Annotated in this window: 18 protein-coding genes; 13 read left to right on the forward strand and 5 right to left on the reverse strand. The window is 49.3% G+C overall.

Annotated elements, in window-relative coordinates; translation table 11 throughout:
• Nucleotides 1-141: 141 nt before the first annotated feature.
• The 5 genes from BM200_RS15065 to BM200_RS15085 all read left to right on the forward strand — a co-directional run bounded on the left by BM200_RS15065 (nucleotide 142) and on the right by BM200_RS15085 (nucleotide 10,061).
• Nucleotides 142-7,845, forward strand: coding sequence for an S-layer homology domain-containing protein (locus BM200_RS15065; protein ID WP_091186939.1), 7,704 nt, complete (start codon nucleotides 142-144; stop codon nucleotides 7,843-7,845).
• A gap of 161 nt (nucleotides 7,846-8,006) precedes the next feature.
• Nucleotides 8,007-8,489: a GNAT family N-acetyltransferase gene (locus BM200_RS15070; protein WP_091186942.1), complete on the forward strand. Its 483-nt coding sequence runs from the start codon at nucleotides 8,007-8,009 to the stop codon at nucleotides 8,487-8,489.
• Nucleotides 8,486-9,004 carry a phage tail protein gene (locus BM200_RS15075; protein ID WP_091186945.1) on the forward strand — a complete coding sequence of 173 codons (519 nt, stop codon included), beginning with the start codon at nucleotides 8,486-8,488 and terminating at the stop codon, nucleotides 9,002-9,004. Before BM200_RS15070 ends, BM200_RS15075 begins: the two co-directional genes overlap by 4 nt.
• A gap of 16 nt (nucleotides 9,005-9,020) precedes the next feature.
• Nucleotides 9,021-9,518, forward strand: a complete 498-nt coding sequence (locus BM200_RS15080; protein ID WP_091186947.1) for a phage tail protein — start codon at nucleotides 9,021-9,023, stop codon at nucleotides 9,516-9,518.
• A 21-nt stretch (nucleotides 9,519-9,539) separates the two neighbouring features.
• Nucleotides 9,540-10,061, forward strand: a complete 522-nt coding sequence (locus BM200_RS15085) for a phage tail protein (RefSeq protein ID WP_091186949.1) — start codon at nucleotides 9,540-9,542, stop codon at nucleotides 10,059-10,061.
• Between the two features lie 54 nt (nucleotides 10,062-10,115).
• Here BM200_RS15085 and BM200_RS15090 read toward each other — a convergent pair whose 3' ends face one another.
• Nucleotides 10,116-10,388 carry a hypothetical protein gene (locus BM200_RS15090; protein ID WP_091186952.1) on the reverse strand — a complete coding sequence of 91 codons (273 nt, stop codon included), beginning with the start codon at nucleotides 10,386-10,388 and terminating at the stop codon, nucleotides 10,116-10,118.
• A 57-nt stretch (nucleotides 10,389-10,445) separates the two neighbouring features.
• Entirely contained in the window at nucleotides 10,446-10,742 is a 297-nt protein-coding gene (locus tag BM200_RS15095; RefSeq protein WP_175532879.1) for a DUF3055 domain-containing protein, read from the reverse strand.
• Nucleotides 10,743-10,946: 204 nt separating this feature from the next.
• On the opposite strand from BM200_RS15095, the gene BM200_RS15100 reads away from it, so the two are divergent.
• Complete coding sequence (locus BM200_RS15100) at nucleotides 10,947-11,930, forward strand: HRDC domain-containing protein (RefSeq protein ID WP_091186955.1); 984 nt, start codon at nucleotides 10,947-10,949, stop codon at nucleotides 11,928-11,930.
• Between the two features lie 23 nt (nucleotides 11,931-11,953).
• Here BM200_RS15100 and BM200_RS15105 read toward each other — a convergent pair whose 3' ends face one another.
• The gene (locus tag BM200_RS15105; RefSeq protein WP_091186957.1) at nucleotides 11,954-12,928 is read right to left on the reverse strand and encodes a zinc dependent phospholipase C family protein; all 975 of its coding nucleotides are present in this window, start codon (nucleotides 12,926-12,928) and stop codon (nucleotides 11,954-11,956) included.
• A gap of 168 nt (nucleotides 12,929-13,096) precedes the next feature.
• Here BM200_RS15105 and BM200_RS15110 point away from each other — a divergent pair, with 168 nt between their 5' ends.
• The 6 genes from BM200_RS15110 to BM200_RS15135 all read left to right on the forward strand — a co-directional run bounded on the left by BM200_RS15110 (nucleotide 13,097) and on the right by BM200_RS15135 (nucleotide 19,342).
• Nucleotides 13,097-13,558, forward strand: coding sequence for a chemotaxis protein CheX (locus BM200_RS15110; protein WP_091186960.1), 462 nt, complete (start codon nucleotides 13,097-13,099; stop codon nucleotides 13,556-13,558).
• A 114-nt stretch (nucleotides 13,559-13,672) separates the two neighbouring features.
• Nucleotides 13,673-14,446 (forward strand): SDR family NAD(P)-dependent oxidoreductase, encoded by a 774-nt coding sequence (locus BM200_RS15115; RefSeq protein WP_091186962.1) that lies wholly within the window; start codon nucleotides 13,673-13,675, stop codon nucleotides 14,444-14,446.
• Nucleotides 14,447-14,470: 24 nt separating this feature from the next.
• Nucleotides 14,471-15,892: a DEAD/DEAH box helicase gene (locus tag BM200_RS15120; RefSeq protein WP_091186964.1), complete on the forward strand. Its 1,422-nt coding sequence runs from the start codon at nucleotides 14,471-14,473 to the stop codon at nucleotides 15,890-15,892.
• Nucleotides 15,893-16,008: 116 nt separating this feature from the next.
• Nucleotides 16,009-17,205 (forward strand): S-layer homology domain-containing protein, encoded by a 1,197-nt coding sequence (locus tag BM200_RS15125; protein WP_091186967.1) that lies wholly within the window; start codon nucleotides 16,009-16,011, stop codon nucleotides 17,203-17,205.
• 134 nt (nucleotides 17,206-17,339) lie between these two features.
• The gene (locus tag BM200_RS15130) at nucleotides 17,340-18,092 is read left to right on the forward strand and encodes an ABC transporter ATP-binding protein (RefSeq protein ID WP_091186969.1); all 753 of its coding nucleotides are present in this window, start codon (nucleotides 17,340-17,342) and stop codon (nucleotides 18,090-18,092) included.
• Nucleotides 18,089-19,342, forward strand: coding sequence for an ABC transporter permease (locus BM200_RS15135; RefSeq protein WP_091186971.1), 1,254 nt, complete (start codon nucleotides 18,089-18,091; stop codon nucleotides 19,340-19,342). Before BM200_RS15130 ends, BM200_RS15135 begins: the two co-directional genes overlap by 4 nt.
• Before the next feature lie 44 nt (nucleotides 19,343-19,386).
• Here BM200_RS15135 and BM200_RS15140 read toward each other — a convergent pair whose 3' ends face one another.
• A complete protein-coding gene (locus BM200_RS15140; protein WP_091186973.1) occupies nucleotides 19,387-20,682 on the reverse strand; it encodes an aminotransferase class I/II-fold pyridoxal phosphate-dependent enzyme in 1,296 nt (431 codons plus the stop codon).
• A gap of 437 nt (nucleotides 20,683-21,119) precedes the next feature.
• On the opposite strand from BM200_RS15140, the gene BM200_RS15145 reads away from it, so the two are divergent.
• Nucleotides 21,120-21,905 (forward strand): helix-turn-helix domain-containing protein, encoded by a 786-nt coding sequence (locus BM200_RS15145; RefSeq protein ID WP_091186974.1) that lies wholly within the window; start codon nucleotides 21,120-21,122, stop codon nucleotides 21,903-21,905.
• 236 nt (nucleotides 21,906-22,141) lie between these two features.
• Here the strand turns inward: BM200_RS15145 and asd are convergent, their stop codons facing one another.
• Nucleotides 22,142-22,933 carry an archaetidylserine decarboxylase gene (gene asd, locus BM200_RS15150; RefSeq protein WP_091186977.1) on the reverse strand — a complete coding sequence of 264 codons (792 nt, stop codon included), beginning with the start codon at nucleotides 22,931-22,933 and terminating at the stop codon, nucleotides 22,142-22,144.
• Between the last annotated feature and the right edge of the window lie 110 nt (nucleotides 22,934-23,043).

The following is a 23,043-nucleotide window of genomic DNA, read 5'->3' on the forward strand; positions in this document are numbered from 1 at the left end:
AGCATTGCCCCATTGGTCATTAACAGGGCAACAGCGCATAATGAGAGGGTTTTTGGTGCGAAATCCGGCAGAATTCGCGAGCAGTAGGGAAGACAACCGCTACGGGGGCAAGGGTCATCAGAACAACTAAGGAGGCGAATTATGAAAGGTGTTTTACGGAAATTAGGAATGGCGGTTATGACAGTAATGCTGGCATTAATCGTATTTAGGCTGCTGCCTGCACAAACGGGCTACGCTGCAACGCTGGCACCTATTCCGGTGTCGATTGATTATTTTGCAGATGAGTCTGGAACTTATCCAGACGGTGATGAGTACACTTCTTACGGGAATTGGGTAGGTACGCATTTCGAATTTGGGGTTTCCCAAACCGTTCTTCAATTTGATCTGAGCACAATCCCTATCTCGGATACGGTAACTAGTGCCTTGATTAAACTCTACGTATTGGATCCGGATTTTCCGATTGGAGGAACGGCAGACATAAATGTTTATGGGTCCAATAATGATAGTATATCTGAGAGCGCGAGTTCTTCGGTACCATCAAAGGACCAATTAATTGTTACGAAAACTTTTGACCGAAATATTCAAAATACGTTTATTACAATCGATATTGCAAGCTATATTAATAGCCAGCTAGCTTCGGGGGATAGTAAAGCAACATTGATCCTGACCGGCAGAGATATTTCGAGTACTCCAAATACCTCTAATGAAATTGCGATTGTCTCAAAAAGCCCCAATACACCTGCAGATAAAGCTGATAAAATACCAACTCTCAACGTAACGACATCAACCGTTCCAAAGGCGACGTCTGTAACGGTTCCAGGAAGCGGTACATACGTAGCCGGACAACCTCTTGATTTTACAGTTAACTTTGACCGTAATGTTACGGTAACCGGTACTCCTCAATTACCTTTAACGATTGGTTCATCAAACGTCAGCGCCAATTATGTGTCAGGCTCTGGTTCAAAAGCATTAACTTTCCGATACACGGTAACGAATAATCAGCTGGATACGGATGGTATTGCGCTAGGCAATTCAATCAACCTTAATAGTGGTTCGATTAATAATTCAACAACTGGTGAAGCTGCGATTCTTGCTCTCAATAATATTGGCTCATTAACCAATGTAAAAGTAGACTCGGTAGTACCAACGGTATCCTCCGTAACGGTCCCGGCGAATGCTACTTATGGCAGCGGACAAAGCCTGCAGTTTACGATGAAGTTTAATGAAGCTGTAACCGTGGCTGGCGGAACGCCAAGCCTTGGGCTCACCATTGGTTCGACAAACATCCAAGCGGCTTATTCAAGCGGTTCGGGGTCAGATTCCCTAGTATTCCGTTATACCTTGCAAGATGGGCAAAGCGATGCGAACGGAATTACCGTTGGGACCCTTGCTCTTAATACCGCAACTATTAAAGATGCTGCGGGTAATGCGGCCGATATGACGCTTAACAGCGTTGGCAGCACAACCGGCGTGCTGGTAGATACTGCAGCACCAACAGTCAGTTCAGTGGATGTACCAGTATCAGGTACATATAAAACGGGGGATCAGCTTCAATTCACGGTCCGCTATGACGAAAATGTAAACGTAACGGGCACTCCATACTTGCCTGTTACGATAGGCAGTTCATCCGTTCAGGCAAACTTTGTATCCGGTTCGGGGACGAAAAATCTCCTGTTCAGCTACACGGTACAAGCGGGCGACCTTGATTCCGATGGTATCCAGACAGGTTCAAGCCTGGTGTTGAATGGCGGAATCATTCGAGATGCAGCGAACAATAACGCGAGTCTTGCATTAGCGGGAATCGGCAGCAGCACGGTGCTGGTAGATGCTGTCGCCCCGATGGTAAACAGCGTAGCTGTACCAACGGCTAAAACCTACCTGGCCGGGCAGAATCTCGATTTTACCGTTCTCTATAATGAAAACGTGACGGTGACAGGAACCCCGTATTTGCCAGTAACGATTGGCAGTACAACCGTGCAGGCGAAATACCTGTCCGGGTCGGGAAGCAGTAATCTGGTGTTCCGTTACGTGATTCAGGCAGGTGACACGGATGCAAACGGGATTACTGTTGCCTCCGGCTTGAATTTGAATGGCGGTACCATAGATGACGCCGTTACGAATCATGCAAATGTAGCCTTGAATAGTGTTGGCGACACGACAGCGGTTCTCGTGGATGCTGTAGCTCCATCGGTTACCAGTGTTGATGTCCCAACAAGTCATACCTATGGGACAGCTTCCAATTTGGACTTTAAGATTCATTTTGATGAAAAAGTCGTTATTTCCGGCGGAACGCCATCCATTCCTGTAATGATTGGTTCCTCTTCGGTTCAAGCGGAATATTTATCCGGTACAGGTACGGATACGCTTGTATTCCGTTACGTTGTTCAAGCAGGCGACAATGATAATGATGGTATTGAAGTTGGCAGTTCCATTGTGCCCAATGGCAGTACGCTCATGGATGAAGCCGAAAATGCTGCAAGCCTGACGCTGGCTGGCGTTGGCAGTACAACAGCCGTTCAGGTTGATACGGCAGCACCGGCGGTAACGAGTGCAGATGTACCGGCAGCTGGCAGCTATAAATCAGGTGCAGAACTTTTTTTTACCATCCACTATAATGAGAGCGTTACGGTAACAGGAGCACCAACGTTGCCAGTCACAATCGGTTCTGCGGCTGTTCAAGCAACCTATGTATCCGGAACGGGATCCAATGCCCTATTATTCCGATATACGGTTCTTGATGGTCAGGAAGATGCGGATGGCATCCAAGTTGGCAGTACACTGGCACTGAATGGAGGAACGCTGAAGGATGCGGCAGGCAATGCGGCAGACCTGACCTTGACCGGCGTTGGCGATACCGGCGAAGTGCTGGTCGATGCGGTGGCACCGTCTGTTGCAAGTATTGAAGTACCTGCTGCTGGTATTTATAAAGAAGGCGACGACCTAATTATTAAAATTCATTATGATGAAAAAGTTGCCGTAACCGGTTCGCCTTACATCACGGTAACGATTGGCAGCACGACGGTTCATGCTGCTTATGCTTCTGGTACGGGCACGAATGCCATCGCCTTCAGCTATTCCGTGCAGCCCGGAGACGAGGACACAAACGGCATTGAATTGGGCGCGGTTGTTTTAAACGGCGGAGCGCTTAATGATGCAGCTGGCAATACCGCAAGCTTATCTCTGGCTTCTGCAGGAAGCACCAATGCTGTCCTGGTTGATACATCAGCACCAGCTGTTAGTAGTGTAGATGTACCTGATAACGGGATTTATAAAGCGGGAGACACTTTGGAGTTTAAGGTTCATTACGACGAAAAAGTTAACGTAACCGGCGGAACGCCATTCTTGCCGATTACAATTGGCTCCACAATTGTACAGGCTGCTTATGTGTCGGGCTCAGGAACAAACGCTCTTGTATTCCGCTATGAAGTACAAGCTGGAGATAACGACAATGACGGCATCGGGGCCGGAAGCTCCCTCCATTTGAATGGAGCGACTCTTCTGGACGCCGCAGGCAATGCAGCAGCTCTGACTCTATCGGGAACAGGAAGCACAAGCAGCATTCTTGTTGATACAACAGCACCTGCCGTCAGCAGTGTGCAGGTACCAAGCGTTGCGAACTACCATGAGGGTTCGGCTTTGAATTTTACGGTTCACTACAGTGAAAAAGTAAAGGTTACAGGAACACCGATTCTTCTCCTTACGATTGGTTCAGCTACCGCTCAAGCGGAATATGTATCGGGTTCGGATACCGATTCGTTGGTATTCAGCTATACCGTTCTATCCGGACAGCTGGATTTGGACGGAATCTCGGTTGGCAGCTCGGTGAACCTGAATGGAGGTACGATTAAAGATGCTGCAGGTAATATTGCAGATCTGACTCTTGTTTCAGTTGGTGATACGAGTGGCGTAATCGTTGATGCGATTGCTCCAGCTATTGAAAGTGTAGATCTGCCTGCTAATGATACTTATGTTGCAGGAGAGCATCTGGATTTCACCATTCACTATGACGAGGCAATAACGGTAACCGGAACGCCATCCATTTCGATTACTCTTGGTTCGGCTAGCGTACAAGCTCAATATGTATCCGGAACGGGAACAAAAGCATTGCTGTTCCGCTATACGGTACAAAACGGCGATTATGATCAGGATGGCATCGAAGTAGGAGCCTTAACTCTTAACGGCGGGACACTGAAGGATGCTACAGGCAATAACGCCGAGGCTGTACTTAGCGGTCTGGGCAGCACAGCTGCAGTAAAGGTGGATGCCGTTGCTTCGGCAGCAATAAGCCTGGATGTTCCGGCTGACGGAACCTATAAAGCAGACGAAGCATTAACGTTCACCGTTCATTATGATGAAGCGGTGTTTGTCGCCGATGGAACACCATACCTGTCTGTAACGATTGGCTCTGCACCCGTACAAGCCTCGTATAAGTCCGGGTCTGGCACAAAAGACCTGGTATTCCAATTCACGGTTGAAGCAGGTCAGGAAGATACCGACGGCATTGAAGTAGGCAGCACGGTAAATTTGGACGGTGCTTCCATTAAAGATGCGGCTGGAAATGCGGCTGGCCTTGCGTTTACGGGAGCAGGCAAGATTAGCACGGTACGCGTGGATGCCGTTGTGCCAACGGTAAGCAGCGTAAGTGTTCCGCCAAGTGGAACCTATAAAGAAGGAGATCATCTCAACTTTTCGGTTAACTTTAATGAGAATGTAGCTGTAAACGGCGGTACACCGTATTTAACCGTTACGATCGGTTCAACTCAAGTACATGCGCAGTATGTTTCGGGTACAGGAACAAGCAAGCTTGAATTCCTTTACGCGCTGCAAGCTGGAGAACTTGATGCAGATGGTATCCTGTTAGGCAGTACGATCTCTCTTAACGGCAGTTCGCTTAAAGATGCGGCTGGTAACGCTGCAGAATTGACTCTTCATCTTATTGGAAGCACAAACGAAGTGAAGGTTGACGGGATTGCCCCATCCATTGCAAGTGTAGTCTTGCCGGCGGATGATACGTACGTTGCTGGTGAGCATCTAGATTTCACAATTAATTATGATGAGGCGGTAGCCGTAACCGGAACGCCATCCATCTCGATCACTCTTGGTTCGGATACTGTGCAAGCCCAATATGTCTCGGGTACAGACACAGCCCTGCTGTTCCGCTACACGGTTCAAAATGGCGACAATGACTCAGACGGTATTGAAGCAGGAGCCTTAAATCTTAACGGCGGAACACTAAAAGACGCAGCAGGAAATAACGCCAAGATTGTTCTTAGCGGTTTGGGCAGCACGGCAGCGGTGAAGGTGGATGCCGTTGCTCCAAGCATCACGCAGGTGGATGTTCCAACGAACGGATCTTATAAAGAGGGAACAACCTTGCAATTCACGGTTCATTACAGTGAGCAAGTTAACGTATCCGCTGGTACTCCGAAGCTGGATGTAAGCCTTGACGCCAAAACCGTTCAAGCGGAGTATGTATCGGGATCGGGTACTAATGCCCTTGTGTTCCAATATAAAGTATTAGCTGGTGATGCGGATTCGGACGGTATCAAGCTTGCTGCAGGAATCTCCTTGAATGGAGCAGCAGTAACCGACCAAGCAGGCAATTCAGCTTCACTGACGCTTTCGAGTGCTGGCGATACAAGCGCCGTGCTGGTAGACACAACAGCACCGGTTGTAAGCCTCGTCAGCGTTCCGGCAGATGGAACGTACCACGCGGGAGCAAATCTTGATTTTATCGTGAAAGTAAGCGAACCTGTTATTCTTACTGGCACGGCGGGAACGCCATACATTCGAGTACAGGTAGGATCTGCTGTCGTCAATGCAGAATACCTCGAGGCTGTATCGTCAAGCGAACTCAAATTCCGCTACACGGTACGTCTGGAGGATCAGGATTCGGACGGAATAAGCATTGATTCCGACGCACTTGTCTTGAACGGGGCAATTATTACAGATGCTGCCGGCAACAGTCTCAGCACTACGCTTAACAGTATCGGTGCTGCCCAGAACGTCAAAGTCAGCAATAACTTTTCAATCGCGTTAAGCGAGACAAGCTGGACGAATAAAGACGTAACCGTCACAGTAACGACCGACCCGGACAACACGATTGAGTATAAGCTTGGCAGCGGCGGAACATGGACCAGCTATACGGCTCCGGTTGTGGTATCTCAGGAAGGACTAACGACATTTTACGCCAGAGTCATTGACCTTGGGAATCACACTAGCGAAGCCAAGTCAGCCGAAGTGAAGATAGATAAGACTGCTCCGGTTATCATGTTGATTGGCGATGATACGGTTACAGTTTACAGCGGAAACACTTATACGGAGCAAGGCGCCAACGTTCAGGATGCGAATCCGGCAGCACCTTTGGCAACCGTAACCGGAACAGTAGATACCGCAGCGCTGGGTACTTATACCCTGCATTATAACGCAGTTGATCTGGCGGGTAACCCGGCTGTAGAAGTGATTCGCACGGTTAAAGTAGTCAACAAGCCAGTCAGCAGCACCAATGTGCGCCAAGTAAGGGTTGAAGTTGGTGACCCGGATCACCCGCAAGTTGTTGTTGTCATCGATATTGTTCGCGAGATAATCGGCGGCAAGAAGGTCGACACCGTCATCATGAATGAGGACAAGATCAAACAAGCGGTCGAAAGCGCCATTGGCGCACATCAAGGAACCGTTAGAATTATCGTTGATGATATTCCTGGCGACCCTGCCGATCAGGTTAAAGTGAAGCTGACTGTCAATTCCATTAAATATCTGCTCGACAGCTCGATTCAAGTTGAGATTCAAACGGAGAATGCAACGCTTCATCTGTCTACCGAGGCTTTGGGGGCGATGAAAGGCAGTCAGGAGTTCTTCTTCGATATTATGCCGATCCGTAAAAAGGACGAGCAGGCAGCGATTAAAGATAGAACCGCTAATGCTGATGCTATTCGCAAAATCGTGAAGTCAGGCAATGTGAGCATAATCGGCATGCCGATGACGATCGAAACGAATTTGCCGAAAGTAGCTGTACAGGTTACATTCCCGCTGGATCCTAATGTGATTCCAAGCGATTTGAATCAAAGAAAACTGTTCCTCGCCAGCCTTGGCGTATACATTGAACACTCGGACGGCGATGAGGTATTCCAGCGCGGTAATATTATCTATAACGACAAAGGTTATCCGGTTGGCATCCAAATTGAAGTAAACAAGTTTAGTACGTTTACAATTGTTTCAGCAGAAGGAGCAGGTGTCCACCATGATGCTTATATGACCGGATATTCCGACGGTACGTTCCGTCCGAATCAGTCGGTGACAAGAGCGGAAATGAGCACCATGTTGTATCGTCTGCTGTCGGGCACACTTACGGGCAAAGGTTCCGTCACCGCCTTTAAGGACGTATCCAGTAATTATTGGGCGGCTGAAGCGATTCGCTGGGGACAGCAGGTTGGTCTTCTGAACGGTTATCCGGATCACAGCTTTAAGCCTAATGCGACGATTACGCGCGCTGAAATGGCAGCTATTATTGCCAAATGGCTGCAGCTTGATCCTGCTGCCGCAAATCCCGCGTTCCGCGATGCGAAAGGACACTGGGCTTCCGCCCAGATTGCTGCAGTAGCGAAGCTCGGCTACATGACCGGATATTCTGACGGTACATTCCGTCCGGACCAGTCTCTAACCCGTGCAGAAGCAGTCGTTATTATTAACCGGATTCTTGGCCGCGGTCCATTGAGCGGCGTGACAACGCCTACCTGGAAGGATGTACCGTCTTCGTTCTGGGCATTTGGAGCCATCGAAGAAGCATCAAGGACCCATGACGCGGCACGTGATTCTAGCGGAAAAGAAGAATATATTCCGGAATAAATCTATCTCAAAAACCGTCCCAGCCTACCTTAGTGCAGGGGCGGTTTTTCTCGAATTTATCGCTATTTTTATACATTAATTGACAGTATCCGTCTCTTGATTCTATAGTAGAATTGCACTATGTTTTTTCTAATATTTACTATCCGAAATATGGGGGTGCGATGCTGGTAATAGAATCAGCTTATCCTGAGGATGACAGCTTTTTGTTCGACGTGTATGCCGATACAAGACGCGAAGAGATGGAAGCCTGGGGATGGCCGCCGGGGGAGGCAGCAGCTTTTCTGCGCATGCAGTTTGAGCTTCAGACCAGATCATATGCCATGCAGTTCCCGGATGCCGTCACGCAGGTCATTACTCATGGAGAAGATAGAATTGGACGGATGATTGTGTCGAGGAACAGCTCTATTCATCTCATTGATATTTCTTTGCTGACTGCTTGCCGCAACAGGGGAATAGGATCGTTGGTATTGGAAAGCTTGCAGCAGGAAGCAGCGGCAGCGGGACTGCCCGTTAAGCTCAGCGTAATGGAGCACAATCCGGCAAAGCGGTTGTATGAAAGACTTGGCTTCAAGGTCATAGGGGAAGCTTTTCCGTATATTTCTATGTCCTGGCAGCCAGATACTAGAGAGGAGAAGTTAATATGAGTGATCAGTATATTGGGGAAATCCGCATGTTTGGCGGTAATTTTCCACCTCTTGGATGGGAATTTTGCAACGGGCAGCTGCTGCCAATCAGCCAATTTGATGCTTTGTTTATGCTGATTGGGACGACTTATGGCGGCGACGGCGTATCGACTTTTGCATTGCCGGATCTCCAAGGACGAATCCCTGTACATATGGGACGTAATAATGCGACAGGGACTACGTACGTGCTAGGCCAAAAGGCAGGCACGGAGACGGTTACCTTAACGGCAAATCAGATGCCGGCCCATACGCATATTCCAAACAGCTCAAACCTTGAAGGACAGACGAATAGTCCGGAAAATGCTTATTGGGCGAGCAGCTCGAAAATTCAATACGCCGATACAGCTCCAAACGCGACATTAAATCCGGCGGCTATCGGCGCTGCCGGAGGCAATCAGCCGCATGACAATATGATGCCATACGGTGCGGTCAGTTTTATTATTTCGACTGAAGGAATTTTCCCGCAACAAAACTAATAGAGGAGGATTCATTATGGCAGAACCGTTTCTTGGAGAAGTTCGAGTATTTCCTTTTGGCTTTGCTCCTAAAGGCTGGGCACAGTGTAACGGACAGCTTCTTTCAATTGCACAAAATCAGGCCTTATTCTCGCTTCTTGGCACATTCTATGGTGGAGATGGCGTGACGACCTTTGCTCTCCCCAATCTGCAGGGGCGCGTTCCGATTCATTTTTCGAATAATCATCCTTTGGGGCAAGTAGGCGGAGAGGAAGTTCATACGCTTACGATCAACGAAATGCCTCAACATACGCATCAGGCAACTGGCGCGACGGATGCGACGGACAACGATGCAGCAGGAAAAACCTGGGGGACTTCGCCAAACGTAACTCCATACAGCACGGTTTCAAATGCCCCCATGTCTCCTAACGCTATCGCTTCAGCAGGCGGCAGTCAGGCGCATGAGAACAGACAGCCTTATACGGTAGTCAATTACTGCATCGCATTGAACGGAATTTACCCGTCCAGAAACTAAGAGAGGGAGAGGCTGATTGATATGGATCCATACGTAGGAGAGATCAGGCTGTTTGCAGGAAACTTTGCCCCGAAAGGCTGGGCGTTTTGCAATGGGCAGATTTTGCCCATTTCCCAAAACACGGCTTTATTCTCGTTGCTTGGAGTCAATTATGGAGGAGATGGGAGAGTGACGTTTGCTCTGCCAAATCTTCAAGGACGCGCTCCGATGCATTGGGGCAATGGGCCGGGTTTGACGCCTAGAGATATAGGTGAAGTCGGAGGATCGGAGAGCGTTACTTTGCTTTCTTCCGAAATGCCGTCACATAATCATCTTGCTAATGCGCAAACCGTTCCCAATAAATCGGAAGCGAGTAATGATATTTGGGCAAATGCAGGTGCAGGCCGCGGCTCCTTCCAGAATTATTCGGATAAATTGGATAAGCCTTTTAATCCGATGGCGATTGGCGTGTCCGGCGGCTCGCAGCCGCATAACAATATGCAGCCGTATGTTGCCATGAATTATATTATTGCCCTGGAAGGCGTTTTCCCGCCTAGACACTAAGCGGCGAGACTAAGAAGAAAGCCCCGGCTAAGCTTAGCCGGGGCTTTCTTTTCATTATGGTTCATCCATCGCATCAGGGAGTGCGTCATAATCATCGTCGCCAGGATAATCACGGCCTAAATCTTCGTGCAGGGAGCTGTTCTCATAACCGTAAGGCTTGGAAGAACGCTGATCAATGCGCCAAGGCCTGCTTTTGCCCGTTGGCCCCGTGATGCTGGAGCCGTAGGAGCCGTCCGGAAACTCCTCATGCGCGAGATCATTCCTTTGTGATTCTACCGTCGATAAATCCGTATATTCGCTGCGGTCTTCGTTGCTAAACCGATCCACCGATATCTCCTCCTGAAATGGCGTAAGTTTGCGTTCGCCCTCTCAGTTTACCCTGGATTAATCGGTAAAATTCACCGTTCCTACTACAAAATATAAAAACTGGGCAAGGTCGGCCGCTTCTTCCTCTGTCAACTTGAAGGTGTATTCCAGATAGCCTTCCTCTTCCAGATCATCCGGTCCGATTATGGCGGTTCGTCCGGCTTGGAGGTCGGTAACCAGCTTCTTGCCATAGAACCTTGCCGTTGCCATAATAGCGAGGTCAAAGCGCTTCATGCTTGGCGTTATAAAGGTCACAAATCTGGTCGATGTATCTTCGGTTGTATCGGACATAAAATCAAAATCAGGCAGCAGCATGTTGTAAAGCCTCCACTAATCGTTTGCACACATTATACAATAAGAAAACGCTTGTAAGAAAGAGAACGTTATGATAGCATTAAAACTAATCGAATAAACGAACGTGAGGAAGCACCTCTCTTGCAAATTGCAGGAGGGGTGCTTTTTTTTGCGTTCAAGTTCATTCGTCCCGATATTCCAAATTAATAGAGGAGTGAAGCAAGCATGCATATCGTTTTTTTGAACACGTTTGAAAAGCCGGCCGAGGACGGTACAATCGTTAGCGGTAAGTTGTCCATCTGTGAGCGCGACGGGATTTGGGCTGTCTTATGGTCAGAGGGTGAAGAGGAAGCCGTCAGCTGGTTCGAAGGCACCTCATGGGAAGAGATGATGATCGCATTCCGCCATGGTGTTGCCGTGAAGATGGGCGAAGGCTATACGCCGGTTGTAGATGGCATGCTGGAGGAAAAGCGGGGCGGAGCCGGCAGCTTCCTGTCTATGCTGCAGTGTTACGGTGAGCTTCATGTAAAGCAGGAGCTGTTCGAAGCGCTTCGTGAATGGCGGCGCAAGAAAGCAGTATCGGAGAAACGTTCCGCTTATCTTGTCGCTACGAACCGGATGCTGTGGATGATCAGCGCTTTTGTCCCCTATACAACCGAGGAATTGCTGCAAATCCCGGGCTGGGGCGAGCAGAAGCACGCGGCTTATGGGCAGGAGCTGCTGGAGATTACAGCGCAGCATAGCCGTGAGACTGCGTTTCCGCTGAAATGGGTGGCAGAGAAGCTTGAGCCCTCTGTTTATACACAATGGATGTATAAGCAGAAGGAGGCACGTTACAAGAATGATATGATCCGGCAGCAGCAGAAGAAGCGGATCTTGAGCTTTGTGTTTGAGGGCGGTTCGATGGAGCAGCTGCAGTCGGAGCTGGAACTGCCCCGCCGTGAAATAATGGACCGGATTGAGCAGCTTGAGACGGAAGGCTACGACTTTGAACCGCTTATAGCAAGAGAGCTCGCTGATATGCCGGATTCGGAGAGAGAATTGATCTGGGAAACGTTCCGCCAGACCGGCGACCGCTATTTGAAACCTGTGCTGCAGCGTGTGTATGGCGAGGATAGCGTGAAGGAAAAGCAAATGGACGTGCTTTACGAACGGCTTCGTCTCGTTCGTCTTCACTACCGCAAATCGGCGAAGCAGCAAGCCATGTAATTGCTTGGAAGAGAAGCACCCTGTCAGGGTGCTTCCTTTATGCCGCCGTCCGGCCAGATCGGCTCAGCGTACCGGATCATGGCCCCGGAATCACATGGCAAACCGGTTTCATAGGATAGATTGCCGACCCGGTCAGCCGCTGTTTGACGAAGCTCCGGATGGCTGTTGCCGTTTCTTAAATAATGAAGAACAGCGGGGATAACAAGCAGCGCGTCATCCATAGCTCTATCCCATAGTGTCCAGGCCGTCTCATTATGAATAACCGATTTGTCAGAGGGATCAATCCATGGCTGACCTGCTTCGTTTAACACATCGTAAGGCACATGCTTGCGAAAAACGAAAGGTTCAATCTGGCCGAAGGTAACGGAGCGCTTGATTGCGGAAGGATCATGGAACAGCCGCTGTGCCCGGATCATATCCCGGACGGCGCTATTCCAGTCTTCCCCGCGGATAGCAGACGAAAGCCCGGAATAGAAGCTTGCCGTGATGGACTGGAAGGCCTGAACGATAGCCTCCGGCAGCTTGCCTCCCGTATCTATTTTCCTCCAGACCGGTGTCCTCCAGGTTTCTATTCCCCACAGCCGCCTCGCAATCAAAGTATCCATCATGACCTCGTAACGCTGATGATCCCATTTACGGAAGCCGGATCTGCTGAATACAAGCGGATGAATATGCCGGTCGAGCACATGATGAAGCACAAAGCCTATCGAATAGACGACGGCTGGGTCAGGGTGGTCAGCATCGGCTGAGCGACCGACAACCGAATCAAGCAGCTTCATAATGACAGGGCCGCAATCCCGGTTATGCATTTCTGTCCCGAGTTGAATCATAGGCGACTTGCCCTGCCAGGGCAGAAAGCGGTGATAAAACAAAAAGTCGGGTCCTTGGCAGCCCAAGTTAAATAAACGGCGCAGCGGCTCCGAGGAGATAAGGCCTGCCTCTTGCAGGCGATCAAGTACTTTTTGGCCAAAAATAAGATGGGTCCACACGTTAGGCATGGAAGAAAACCTCCGGATATTGTCAAAATTAGTATGATAAAGTGACCATTTACATAGGACTTAAGTTTCATTAATGAGAATATTAGTATACTTGTCCTACATATTTCAGTATAATGGAAATTAGAATAGACTACGTGCGAATTTTGTCGAAAAGGAGCGTTCCCGCTAATGAAGGCAGAATACATTAATCCGTTTCTTGAAGCCGCAACGATCGTCATTGAACAGGTGATCCAGATTCGGCCTTCCACCGGAAAGCTAGGCCTGAAGAAAATCGAATCGGTAGAAAATCATATTTGGATTCAGATTGGGATTAATGGACAAATGAATGGCGATATTGTATTTGGACTTAATGAGCAGGTGGCTCTGAAGATGGTCTCAGCCATGATGGGCGGATTTATTATTTCCGAGATGGATGAGATTGGCCGCAGTGCGATATCTGAGCTTGGCAATATGATTAGCGGCAATGCGAGCACCATGCTGTACAATCAAGGCGTTCATATAGACATTACGCCTCCGAGAATTATTCTGTCGGCAAGCGCTGAAGGCTTAACTGCCGGACAAGCTTTAACTGTACCTCTCATCATGGACGGCATCGGTGAATTTGATATCCAAGTGTTAGTCGCATCGTAACATAGAAGCAGGCTCCTTCGGGAGCTTTTTTTTTGCGTATCTTTTGCTAATCGGTGACTGATCAAGTACACTGAAGAGATAAAGATTGAGAGAAGCGGATGCAGGTGATGATGATTGCTTAAGGGGAAAATAGTCCTTATTTCCGGGGCTTCCAGCGGCATTGGAGCGGTCACGGCAAGACAGCTCGCAAAGCTTGGAGCAATCCCGATCTTGACCGGGCGTAGCCTGGAACGGCTTCGCAAGCACGCGGCAGGGATCGGTGCTGCTTGCCCGATGTATCAGATGGATGTAACGGATATGAAGCAGGTACAGCAGACAGTGGATCAGATTATAGCTAAGTACGGCAGAATCGATGTTCTGCTGAATAATGCGGGCTTTGGCAAATTTGAAACTTTTCTGGACGCAGAGGTAGAGAGCTTTGAACGGATGATGGATACCAACTTTATGGGAGTCGTCCGTTGTACCAAAGCCGTGCTGCCTTACATGCTGAAGCAGGGAAGCGGACATATTGTTAATATCGCTTCCATGGCGGGGAAGATCGGTTCATCGAAGTCTACCGGTTATTCGGCTACCAAGCATGCGGTGCTCGGCTTTACCAACTCGCTGCGCATGGAGCTGAACGGAACGAATATTACGGTATCCGCGGTGAATCCGGGTCCGATTCGTACAGAGTTTTTTGATGTTGCTGATCCTTCCGGAACTTATGTGAAGAATGTCAGCTGGTTTATGATGAAGCCTGAATATGTGGCAAGTCAAATTATTAAAGTGATGGAACGCAAGAAAGCCGAAGTGGATTTGCCCAAGACGGCGGCATTTGGCATTAAGCTTTATCAGCTGTTCCCGCGAATCGCCGACCGTGTATTCGGCGGCTGGTTTAATCGAAAATAGCGGTGAAATAAGAGAGGAACGTATATGAGTCAGAAAACATGGAATGAATTAGGCATTAATCAAACGCTTGGCGAGAAGCTGGAAGCGAGCAACATAAAAGTGCCTTCGGCTATTCAGGCCGAAGCAATCCCGACTTTATTGGAAGGACGGGATGTATCCGCGCGTTCACAGACGGGCTCGGGTAAGACGCTGGCGTATTTGCTGCCGATGCTGCAGCAGTTGAAAGCATCCTCGAGTGCCATTCAAGCGATCATTCTGGCGCCTACGCAGGAGCTTGCGATGCAAATTGTGCGCGTAGCGGACAGTTATGCCGAGCCGCTTGGACTACGTGTTCAGCAGCTTATCGGCGGTGCGGCGATGAAGCGTCAAATCGAGAAGCTGAAGCTCCGCCCGCAGATTGTCATTGGTACACCGGGGCGTATACACGAGCTGCTTAAGCTGCGCAAGCTGAAGCTGAGTGAGGTTCGTCATATCGTTATTGATGAAGCGGATCAGGTATTTGAGCTTGGTTCAACACGCGAAGTGGAGACCATTCTGTTCGCCATGAGTCAAGAACGCCAAATGGCGTTCTTCTCGGCGACTTATCCCGAAGTGATGTCACGCTTCGAGAAACGTTGGATGAAGGATCCCGTTCGAATTCAAATTTCGCCTGAACAACGGGTTTCGGAGACGATTACCAACTTCTATGTCGTGTGCGATAAACGGGACAAGCCGGATGTGGCAAGACGAATTGTTCGGTTGCTGAAGCCGGAATCGGCTCTTCTGTTCCTGAACGTAACCGAAAATATTGCGAATTGGGAAGCAAAGCTGAGCTATGAAGGCTTTACAGTGGAAACCTTGTACGGGGATTCGGATAAGCAGCGCCGTGCTGCAACCCTGCAAAGATTCCGTGAAGGCAAAATCCAGCTGCTTCTGGCGACCGATGTAGCGGCAAGAGGTCTGGACATTGAAGGCCTGCCGCTTGTTATTAACCTGGAACCGCCAATTGATGCGGATCACTATGTTCACCGTGCAGGACGTACCGGACGAATGGGCCGGACAGGGACGGTTGTTTCGCTTATTACGCCGCAAGAGCGGTTCATTATGGAAAAATTCCGCAAGTCGCTGCATATCGAGCTGCCGGAAAAAGCAATGTACAAGGGTGAATTTGTATTGCCAAGCGAGCTGCCTGATAAGGCCTCTGCGCGGCCGGCTCCCCGCAAAACTGCCGAGAAGTCCGAGGTAAACACGCGTTCCTATGTACCGCCGCAGAACAGCAAAGAGTGGGAAACGCTGCTCAAGGAATCAAAAAAGCCGAAGAAAGAAAATGCAGCGAAGCCCGAAGGCGCTGCTCCGGCGCCACGTCCGAAGCAGCCTGCGACCAAGCAGGAACGGCTTCGCGACAAGAAAGACAAGGGCGCTCCGAAATGGCTGAAGGCCAAACGTGAAGCTAAAGAAAACGAATAAAAAGAATTTTTTTTAAAAGCCACCCTCCCAAAACTTTAGACCTTCGACGAAACGTATAGGCGAAGGTACAAACGGAACATATTTCCGTAAACAAGTTTAAGGGAGAGTGGCTTTTTATGACGAAGCGTACGGTATGGAAAAAAACGGTGATTTCATCGCTTGCAGTTATGATGCTTGCTGGTGGTGCATCCTCGGCATTCGCAAACGGTGACGGCGGAAGAAAAGGCGACGATCGTGACGACAAGAAGCAAGAAAAAGAAGTAAAAGTGAACTGGAAATTCAAAGATGAAGACGATATGAAATGGGCGATGGAATATATTATGCGCCTTGCATCGAAGGGCGTATTTACAGGTTATGAGGACGGTACGTTCAAACCGCACCAAAAAATTTCCCGTATCGAGACACTTGTTGCGGCTGTTCGTCTGATGGGCCTTCGCGAACAAGCGGAATCCACGGAAGAAATGAGCACGAAGCTTAACTTCAAGGATGCAGACCTGCTCGCGAAAAAATATCCTTGGGCAGTTGGTTATGTGGCAGTAGCGGTTGAGAACGATCTGTTCTCCGAAACGGAAACTGCGGTAAATCCGCAGGCAAATGCAACTCGTCTATGGGCGGCAACGATTCTCGTTAAAGCGCTTAAATTGGAAGATGAGGCGAAGGCTCTCAATAATACACAGCTGGACTTCAAGGATGCGAAGAACATTCCTGCAGGTTCTGTCGGTTATGTTGCGCTTGCTATCAAGAAAGGCATTATTACAGGTTACAACGATAATACATTCCGTCCGAACCAGCCGGTATCCCGTGCAGAGCTTGCAGCCCTGCTTGACCGCACAGATAACGAAATTCCGGATAACGATGGACAAGCCATTACAGGCAAGCTGAAGGCAGCTGCTTCCAATGGTCAAATCACAATTACTCAAACAGACGGTACAGATTTGACGCTTAGCCTGGATCCGAATGTATTTATCTTTAGAGACGACAAGAAAGCAGCGGTAAGCGCCCTGAAAGCCGGCGATGAGATTCTTGTACGTACCTACCAGAACAAAGTCGTATTCATTGAGGTTACGAAAGAAGCAGTGGAAGAATCCACTCAGTTTGACGTAACAGGTAAAATCAATACGATCACTTATGACGCAAACGGCAAGCTGTCCACCATTTCCATTACGAAGCAAGAAGGAAATCAAACAACGGTAACGATCTATAATGTTGCGGCAAACGTACTGATTGCCGGTGACCGCAATAATCTGGTAACTGGTCATGATGTTAGAGTTACAGGTAATGCCGGCGTTATTGCAGGTATTACAATTATCTAATAGATACGATGAAGCAGGCATTCCCTTCCCTCGTGGAAAGGAATGCCTGTTTTTTTTGTTTTTTTTTGATATTAATGCTGTAATTCGGTATGCTTGTAAGAGATTATTTATCTTGTAATTGAAGGTGACGGAACATGAGTGAACCCATTCTGCAGGTTGCCGGCTTGACCGGCGGTTACAGCCCGCGTCGCCCTGTGCTTCATGATGTGACGTTCGAGGTTCGGGCAGGAGAAATGGTAGGTTTAATAGGTTTGAATGGTGCAGGCAAAAGTACCACGATCAAGCATGTACTAGGCCTTATGAAGCAGCATCAGGGGCTTGTGAAAGTGGATGGCGTTACGCTGGAGGAGAACGCGGAGCGGTACCGGTCTGCTTTTGCCTATGTGCCGGAAACGCCCGTGCTGTTTGATGAGCTGACGGTAGAAGAGCATTTGCGCCTGACCGGCATGGCCTATAATGTCGCGGAGCGGGAGTTCGGAGAGAGGCAGGAGCAGTTGCTGGACGAATTCCAAATGAAAGCTAAACGCACTGCTTTTGCTTCTCATCTGTCCAAGGGGATGAAGCAGAAGGTCATGATTATGAATGCCCTGCTCTCTGAGCCGCCGCTTTATATGATCGATGAACCTTTCCTGGGATTGGATCCGCTTGGCATCCGTTCCTTGCTGGAAAGGCTTGTTGAGGTGAAGAAGCGGGGGTCAGCGATCCTGATGAGCTCTCATATCCTGTCGACGGTGGAAGCTTATTGTGACCGGTTTATTATTTTGCATCAAGGCAGAGTGGCAGCGTACGGCACACTTGAAGAGGTATGCCAGGCAGCCGGAATTGAAGCGCGGGGCGGGGCGCTGGAGGATGCCTTCTATAAGCTTGTAACAGAGGGAAGCCAATGAGCGGAGCAGATCGATCCCTGGAGTCTCTATGGCTGAAGAGGTCGCGTGAATTCCGCAAAGAAGTTACTCCTTACTTCGGCTATATGGCACAAAGCGGATTTCCGCTATTTGTGTCGCTTATTGTACTGTCTTCGGCGTTTGGATACATTAAGCTGATCCGGGATTTGCCTAGCGATTTTCCGATTACGCTTGTTGGTACCATTGCCTTGTTTCTCATACTTAGCTGGAGTCCGCTTCGGAGCTGGTTAACGATGCCGGATCTTGTCTTTCATATGCCGCGGGAAGCGGAAATGAAGAGCTATTTGCGAAGAGCCTTCCGTCGTTCGGCGATGATGACTTCCTTGCTTGGCCTTGTTGTTCTTCTGCTTTATTGGCCGATTTACAGGCAAGGTGACGGAGAAGCAGGCTTTGGTATTCTGCTGCTCTTTGCGGCAGTTATTCGAGCAGCCAATCTGCTCGGAGCATGGCAAGAAAGGAAATTGGCCTGGTCAAGCGTCCGGCTGCTGCTCCGGCTGCTGCGCTGGGCAGCCAATGCTTTAGCGCTAGCTGTTTTACTGACAAGCGAGCCATGGCAGGCGGCGTTGTTCCTGCTGCTGCTCATTGCCCTATTTGCGGTGCTGTACCGGCTGCCAGACAAGCATACCTTCCCGTGGGAGCGGCTGATCGAAGAGGAATCCCGTACCCGGAGGAGCTACTATCTGTTTTTTGGCCTATTTATCGATGTTCCAACGCTGCCTTCCCGTACGGCTTCAAGAGCTTATCTGGCGTGGATCCTCCGGTATATTCCGAATCGGCATCGCCTGACTTACGTTTATTTGTATGCGGGGTCGCTCGTCCGGACGGAGATTGGCGGAATTGTGCTGCGGCTTGTTGTGTTATTCGCGCTTATCTTGTATTGGTTTGCGGAAGACGGATGGCTGTCAGGCTGGGGCGCTGCGGCGGCCTATATCGTTCTTCTTCAGCTTGTCGCTGTACAGCTGGGGGGACTCAGGCACGCTCACCGTTACTCCGTATGGCGGCATGTTTATCCGTTGCCGGATGCGGAGCGGGCAAGCAGTCTTCTGATCGTTGACCGATGGGCTATGGCGGCGGTTGCGTTATTGACGTGGCTCCCGGCTGCCATAATGCTGCTGCTTCAAGGCCTGGTTATTCCGGCAGTCTTCGCGCTGCTTGCCGCTTATGCACAAATCTTGTTCGTTCGCCCCGGCCGCCTTCGCCGTAAGCTGGTTGAAGATGCCGAGGAAGAATAATGGGGTGAAAAAAAGCTGTCCTCGATGAGGACAGCTTTTCTAAATTAACCGATTAGTTCGGTAACCGCTTTGTAGATGGTGTCGAACAGCTCTTCCAGATTCGGCTCCTCAATGCAGGAGAATGCTACGCGAAGATCGGTCTCGCCAAGCGCGATGGTCCCGATGCCGTATTCGTCGAGAAGCCGGGTGCGGACTTCTTCCGCCGATACGCCTTTCAGCTTAAGGCACATGAAGTATCCGGAGTTGAACGGATAGTAGCTCCATACATCGCCGTAACGTCCGCTGTCGAGCAGCGATTTTACTTTATTGGCGCGCTGCTTCATCACATCGTATTTTTCTGCCTTTTGCTCATCGAACTCAGCCGATTGCAACGCGCGAAGAACGAAGGTTTGCGATGGATGCGGACCGCTCGAGATTGTCGCACGGATGATGCCCATTGTTTTCTGCTCAAGTGCAACCAGAACTTTATCGGAAGGGTTAGCGTAAGTAATAAATCCAACGCGGAAGCCCCATACATATTCTTCTTTGGTAGCACCGTCTACTTTAACCGCAAGCACGCGAGGGTGCAGATCGGCGAGTTTGCCAAACAGCGACTCATGCAGCGAATCTTCAAAAAACAAACCGAAGTAGGCATCATCTGTAACCGCAACAACGTTAATGCCGGCTTCTGCCGCATCACGGATAGCCGCAACAATCTCTTCGCCTTCTTTAGGACCAGGCGAATAGCCTGTAGGGTTGTTCGGGAAGTTGAGAATGACAATCGCTTTGCCTTTGTCTTTCTGGCTGAGCAGAGCTTCGCGCAGACCGGCACTGTTGAAGCGGTACTCATCGTTATACAGCGGATATTCAACAATCTCGGCACCACGGCGAATGTTGAAGGTCAGTTCATAGTTTTCCCAATTCTTGTTCGGGATGATGACAGCATCGCCAGCATCGGCGAACAGGTCGGCAACAATACTCAGACCGTGTGTCAATGCATTTGTAGCGACAGGGTTGCTGAATTTTTTGCCTTCCAGGGACGGGTTTTCCTTGATCATCTTGGTGCGCCATGCGGAACGCAGCTCCGGCTTCCCTGCAGGCGGCGCGTATTCATATATATCTTTTGGTTCATAAGAGGATAACGTATCTTGAATAACTTTCAGGTGCATGGGCTGACCATTTTCAATTGCTATGCCGATTGTGGCGTTAAATTTCTTAGCCTTGGCCTTTGCTTCTGCGGATTGGCTGAGTATGCCTTCTTTCGGGAAATAAATCGCTTTTCCTAAAGCGGACAACATGTCGTAGACGTTCGGACTTTCGGCTTCGAGCGTCTCATTCAACTGCTGAGCAAGTGGGTTCATGGACTTCATTCCATCCTTCCGGGAAATCAATTCGTCATTTAACGCTTATCGGGTGCTATTATAACATTTTTTTAACAAAGCAAACCATTCTAAAATGCAAATTTTTTTGTCATTTGTGCAAACGGGCGGCTATACAAGCTTGCGCAAGAGATTCCGGCTGTTGTATGATGTCGGCAAGAACGCCATTTTTCGCGAAAAAGCTTAGGAAAAGCTACGAAAATACTATTTACGAAGGACGTATGCTTCCTATCAAGTATGCACTTGATTGAGTGAATCAAACGTTAGATTCTGCTTACGAAGTAATTTTGCTTACGATGTACGTTTGTTTCAAACCGAGCATAGCTCGGTTAAATGAACCAAACGTTTGATTATGCTTACGAAGTAATTTTGCTTAATAACAAAGACCGTTATTAAACAAAATTTTTAGGAGGATACCCATGCTGCACTTATCTCCGGATTCGTACATTAAATTGCCGCCTATTGCCAAGATCGTATGTGAACCGGGCTGGAAATGGCAGCGGCGGGAAAAGCCGATGGCGAACTATGATTTATTTTATGTATGGAGCGGCGAAGGGGAAGTGGAAGTAAACGGGACAACGTATCCGGTCGGGAAAGGAAGCTGCTTCCTGTTCAGACCGGGCGATTATACGAGTGCGACCCATAATCCGCAGAAGCCCCTTGTATTAACTTATATCCATTTTGACGTGCGTGAGCCGGTGCAGCTTGTGCCGGAGCGGTACCGGAAGTTAACGGATACGGTTGATTTCGAATATTTGCTGTCCAGGTATGTCCGGCTGTTCCTGGTTGAAACTTACGCGGCTGAGGAAGAGGCGCTGCTTGTGCTGAAGCAGCTGATGATTCATCTGCTGCGGGAGGACCGTGAGCTGCCGATTGAGCGGAAAGGAAGCAACCAGTTAACGGAGGCGATTCACGAGGTAGCGAACTATGTGAAGCAGCATCCAAGCGTAGCGCACCGGGTAGAGGATCTGGCGATGCGCGCACAGCTGTCTCCGCGGTATTTTTCCGTGAAATTCAAAGAAATGATCGGAATGTCCGTGCAGTCTTATATGATCCGCACGCGGATTGAAAGGGCTCAGCATCTGCTGATGCATGAAGGGATGAATGTAACAGAGGTTGCAGATGCGCTTGGCTACAGGGATATTTTCTTCTTCAGCAGACAGTTCAAGCAATATACGGGACGCAGTCCATCCGAGATCCGTTAAAAAAGGCGCCGCGGGGATAACTCCCGCGGCGCCTTTTGTTGAATAAATGCAGCCATTCGAGCAATAAATGGCTTCAATCGGCCTTCAAACATAAGTTGATTGGTAAAGTGCGATTGGGGCATTGAATGATCTTGAGAAGCGAAGCGTCCGCCTTTGCTCAGGGGATTCCCTCCTATAGAACAATTAAAGGAATCCCCGAGCAACAGCGGTCGAAAGAACATTCAATGCGTAATGAGCTACTTTACCTCAATCAACTTCCCCAGCATCTCACCCATACGTACCTTTAATCCGGGTGCGAGGTCCTGCCTGGGAACAAAGGTGTCGTCTTGCATCAGCAGGACAACCGTCGAACCGAATTCGAAATAGGCGAGCTCGTCACCTTTGACAGCCTGCTCACGAATCGGCTCCACGTAACGGATGCTGCTGACATTCATGGCGCCGACCTTGACGACCGCCGTTTCTCCTCCGTCATGCTTGATGTATGTAATAAGTCTCTCGTTCCGGCTGAGGACACGGCGCATACGGCGAAGGCCAAAGTCATTAACCGGATATACCTTGCCCGGAACATGCTCGCGTTCTACGATCCGCCCGTCTACCGGTGTATGGATACGGTGATAATCGGTTGGACTTAAGTACAAGACGATGTAATAGCCTTCGCGGTAATGATCCGTTCGGGGAGACCGGTTAAGCAGCTCCTCGATCGTATAATCCTGCCCTTTTACATTTACAATTGTACCGGCTTTAATGGGACCTGCTCCCGTTATTAAGGCATCCACCGGACTTATAAGGGCTGTAGTCTCATCATGTATAATCCGGGAGCCGGGCTTCAGGCGCCTTGTGAAAAACTCATTTAATGTGCTGTATGCATGCAGCGGTTTCTCCGCTTCTTCGATTTGAATATTGTACATGCTGGCGAATCTCGGAATCCATCCTCGGCTTGCTTTCGACTGCGCGAAGCGGCCGGTCAGTCTGGAAATCCATTTGCGCGAACTAAGCTCCGTCATGGCTTGAAACAACCATCCCATCATGCCCGCACCTTCACGTCCTTTCCTTGCATCTTTTCTTCGAACAGTGTGACACAACCGGCCTTACAAATCAATAGCGTAGGCATCCGCTCAACCTTGTGGCAATTTCGGAA

Source organism: Paenibacillus catalpae, from assembly GCF_900112695.1.
In the GTDB taxonomy this organism is placed as follows: domain Bacteria; phylum Bacillota; class Bacilli; order Paenibacillales; family Paenibacillaceae; genus Pristimantibacillus; species Pristimantibacillus catalpae.

What these genes read in the sequence shown, in the direction of transcription:
- BM200_RS15065 (WP_091186939.1), top strand. Translation starts at nt 142, where the DNA reads ATGAAAGGTGTTTTACGGAAATTAGGAATGGCGGTTATGACAGTAATG.
- BM200_RS15070 (WP_091186942.1), top strand. Translation starts at nt 8,007, where the DNA reads ATGCTGGTAATAGAATCAGCTTATCCTGAGGATGACAGCTTTTTGTTC.
- BM200_RS15075 (WP_091186945.1), top strand. Translation starts at nt 8,486, where the DNA reads ATGAGTGATCAGTATATTGGGGAAATCCGCATGTTTGGCGGTAATTTT.
- BM200_RS15080 (WP_091186947.1), top strand. Translation starts at nt 9,021, where the DNA reads ATGGCAGAACCGTTTCTTGGAGAAGTTCGAGTATTTCCTTTTGGCTTT.
- BM200_RS15085 (WP_091186949.1), top strand. Translation starts at nt 9,540, where the DNA reads ATGGATCCATACGTAGGAGAGATCAGGCTGTTTGCAGGAAACTTTGCC.
- BM200_RS15095 (WP_175532879.1), bottom strand. Translation starts at nt 10,742, where the DNA reads ATGCTGCTGCCTGATTTTGATTTTATGTCCGATACAACCGAAGATACA.
- BM200_RS15100 (WP_091186955.1), top strand. Translation starts at nt 10,947, where the DNA reads ATGCATATCGTTTTTTTGAACACGTTTGAAAAGCCGGCCGAGGACGGT.
- BM200_RS15105 (WP_091186957.1), bottom strand. Translation starts at nt 12,928, where the DNA reads ATGCCTAACGTGTGGACCCATCTTATTTTTGGCCAAAAAGTACTTGAT.
- BM200_RS15110 (WP_091186960.1), top strand. Translation starts at nt 13,097, where the DNA reads ATGAAGGCAGAATACATTAATCCGTTTCTTGAAGCCGCAACGATCGTC.
- BM200_RS15120 (WP_091186964.1), top strand. Translation starts at nt 14,471, where the DNA reads ATGAGTCAGAAAACATGGAATGAATTAGGCATTAATCAAACGCTTGGC.
- BM200_RS15125 (WP_091186967.1), top strand. Translation starts at nt 16,009, where the DNA reads ATGACGAAGCGTACGGTATGGAAAAAAACGGTGATTTCATCGCTTGCA.
- BM200_RS15130 (WP_091186969.1), top strand. Translation starts at nt 17,340, where the DNA reads ATGAGTGAACCCATTCTGCAGGTTGCCGGCTTGACCGGCGGTTACAGC.
- BM200_RS15135 (WP_091186971.1), top strand. Translation starts at nt 18,089, where the DNA reads ATGAGCGGAGCAGATCGATCCCTGGAGTCTCTATGGCTGAAGAGGTCG.
- BM200_RS15140 (WP_091186973.1), bottom strand. Translation starts at nt 20,682, where the DNA reads ATGAACCCACTTGCTCAGCAGTTGAATGAGACGCTCGAAGCCGAAAGT.
- BM200_RS15145 (WP_091186974.1), top strand. Translation starts at nt 21,120, where the DNA reads ATGCTGCACTTATCTCCGGATTCGTACATTAAATTGCCGCCTATTGCC.
- asd (WP_091186977.1), bottom strand. Translation starts at nt 22,933, where the DNA reads ATGATGGGATGGTTGTTTCAAGCCATGACGGAGCTTAGTTCGCGCAAA.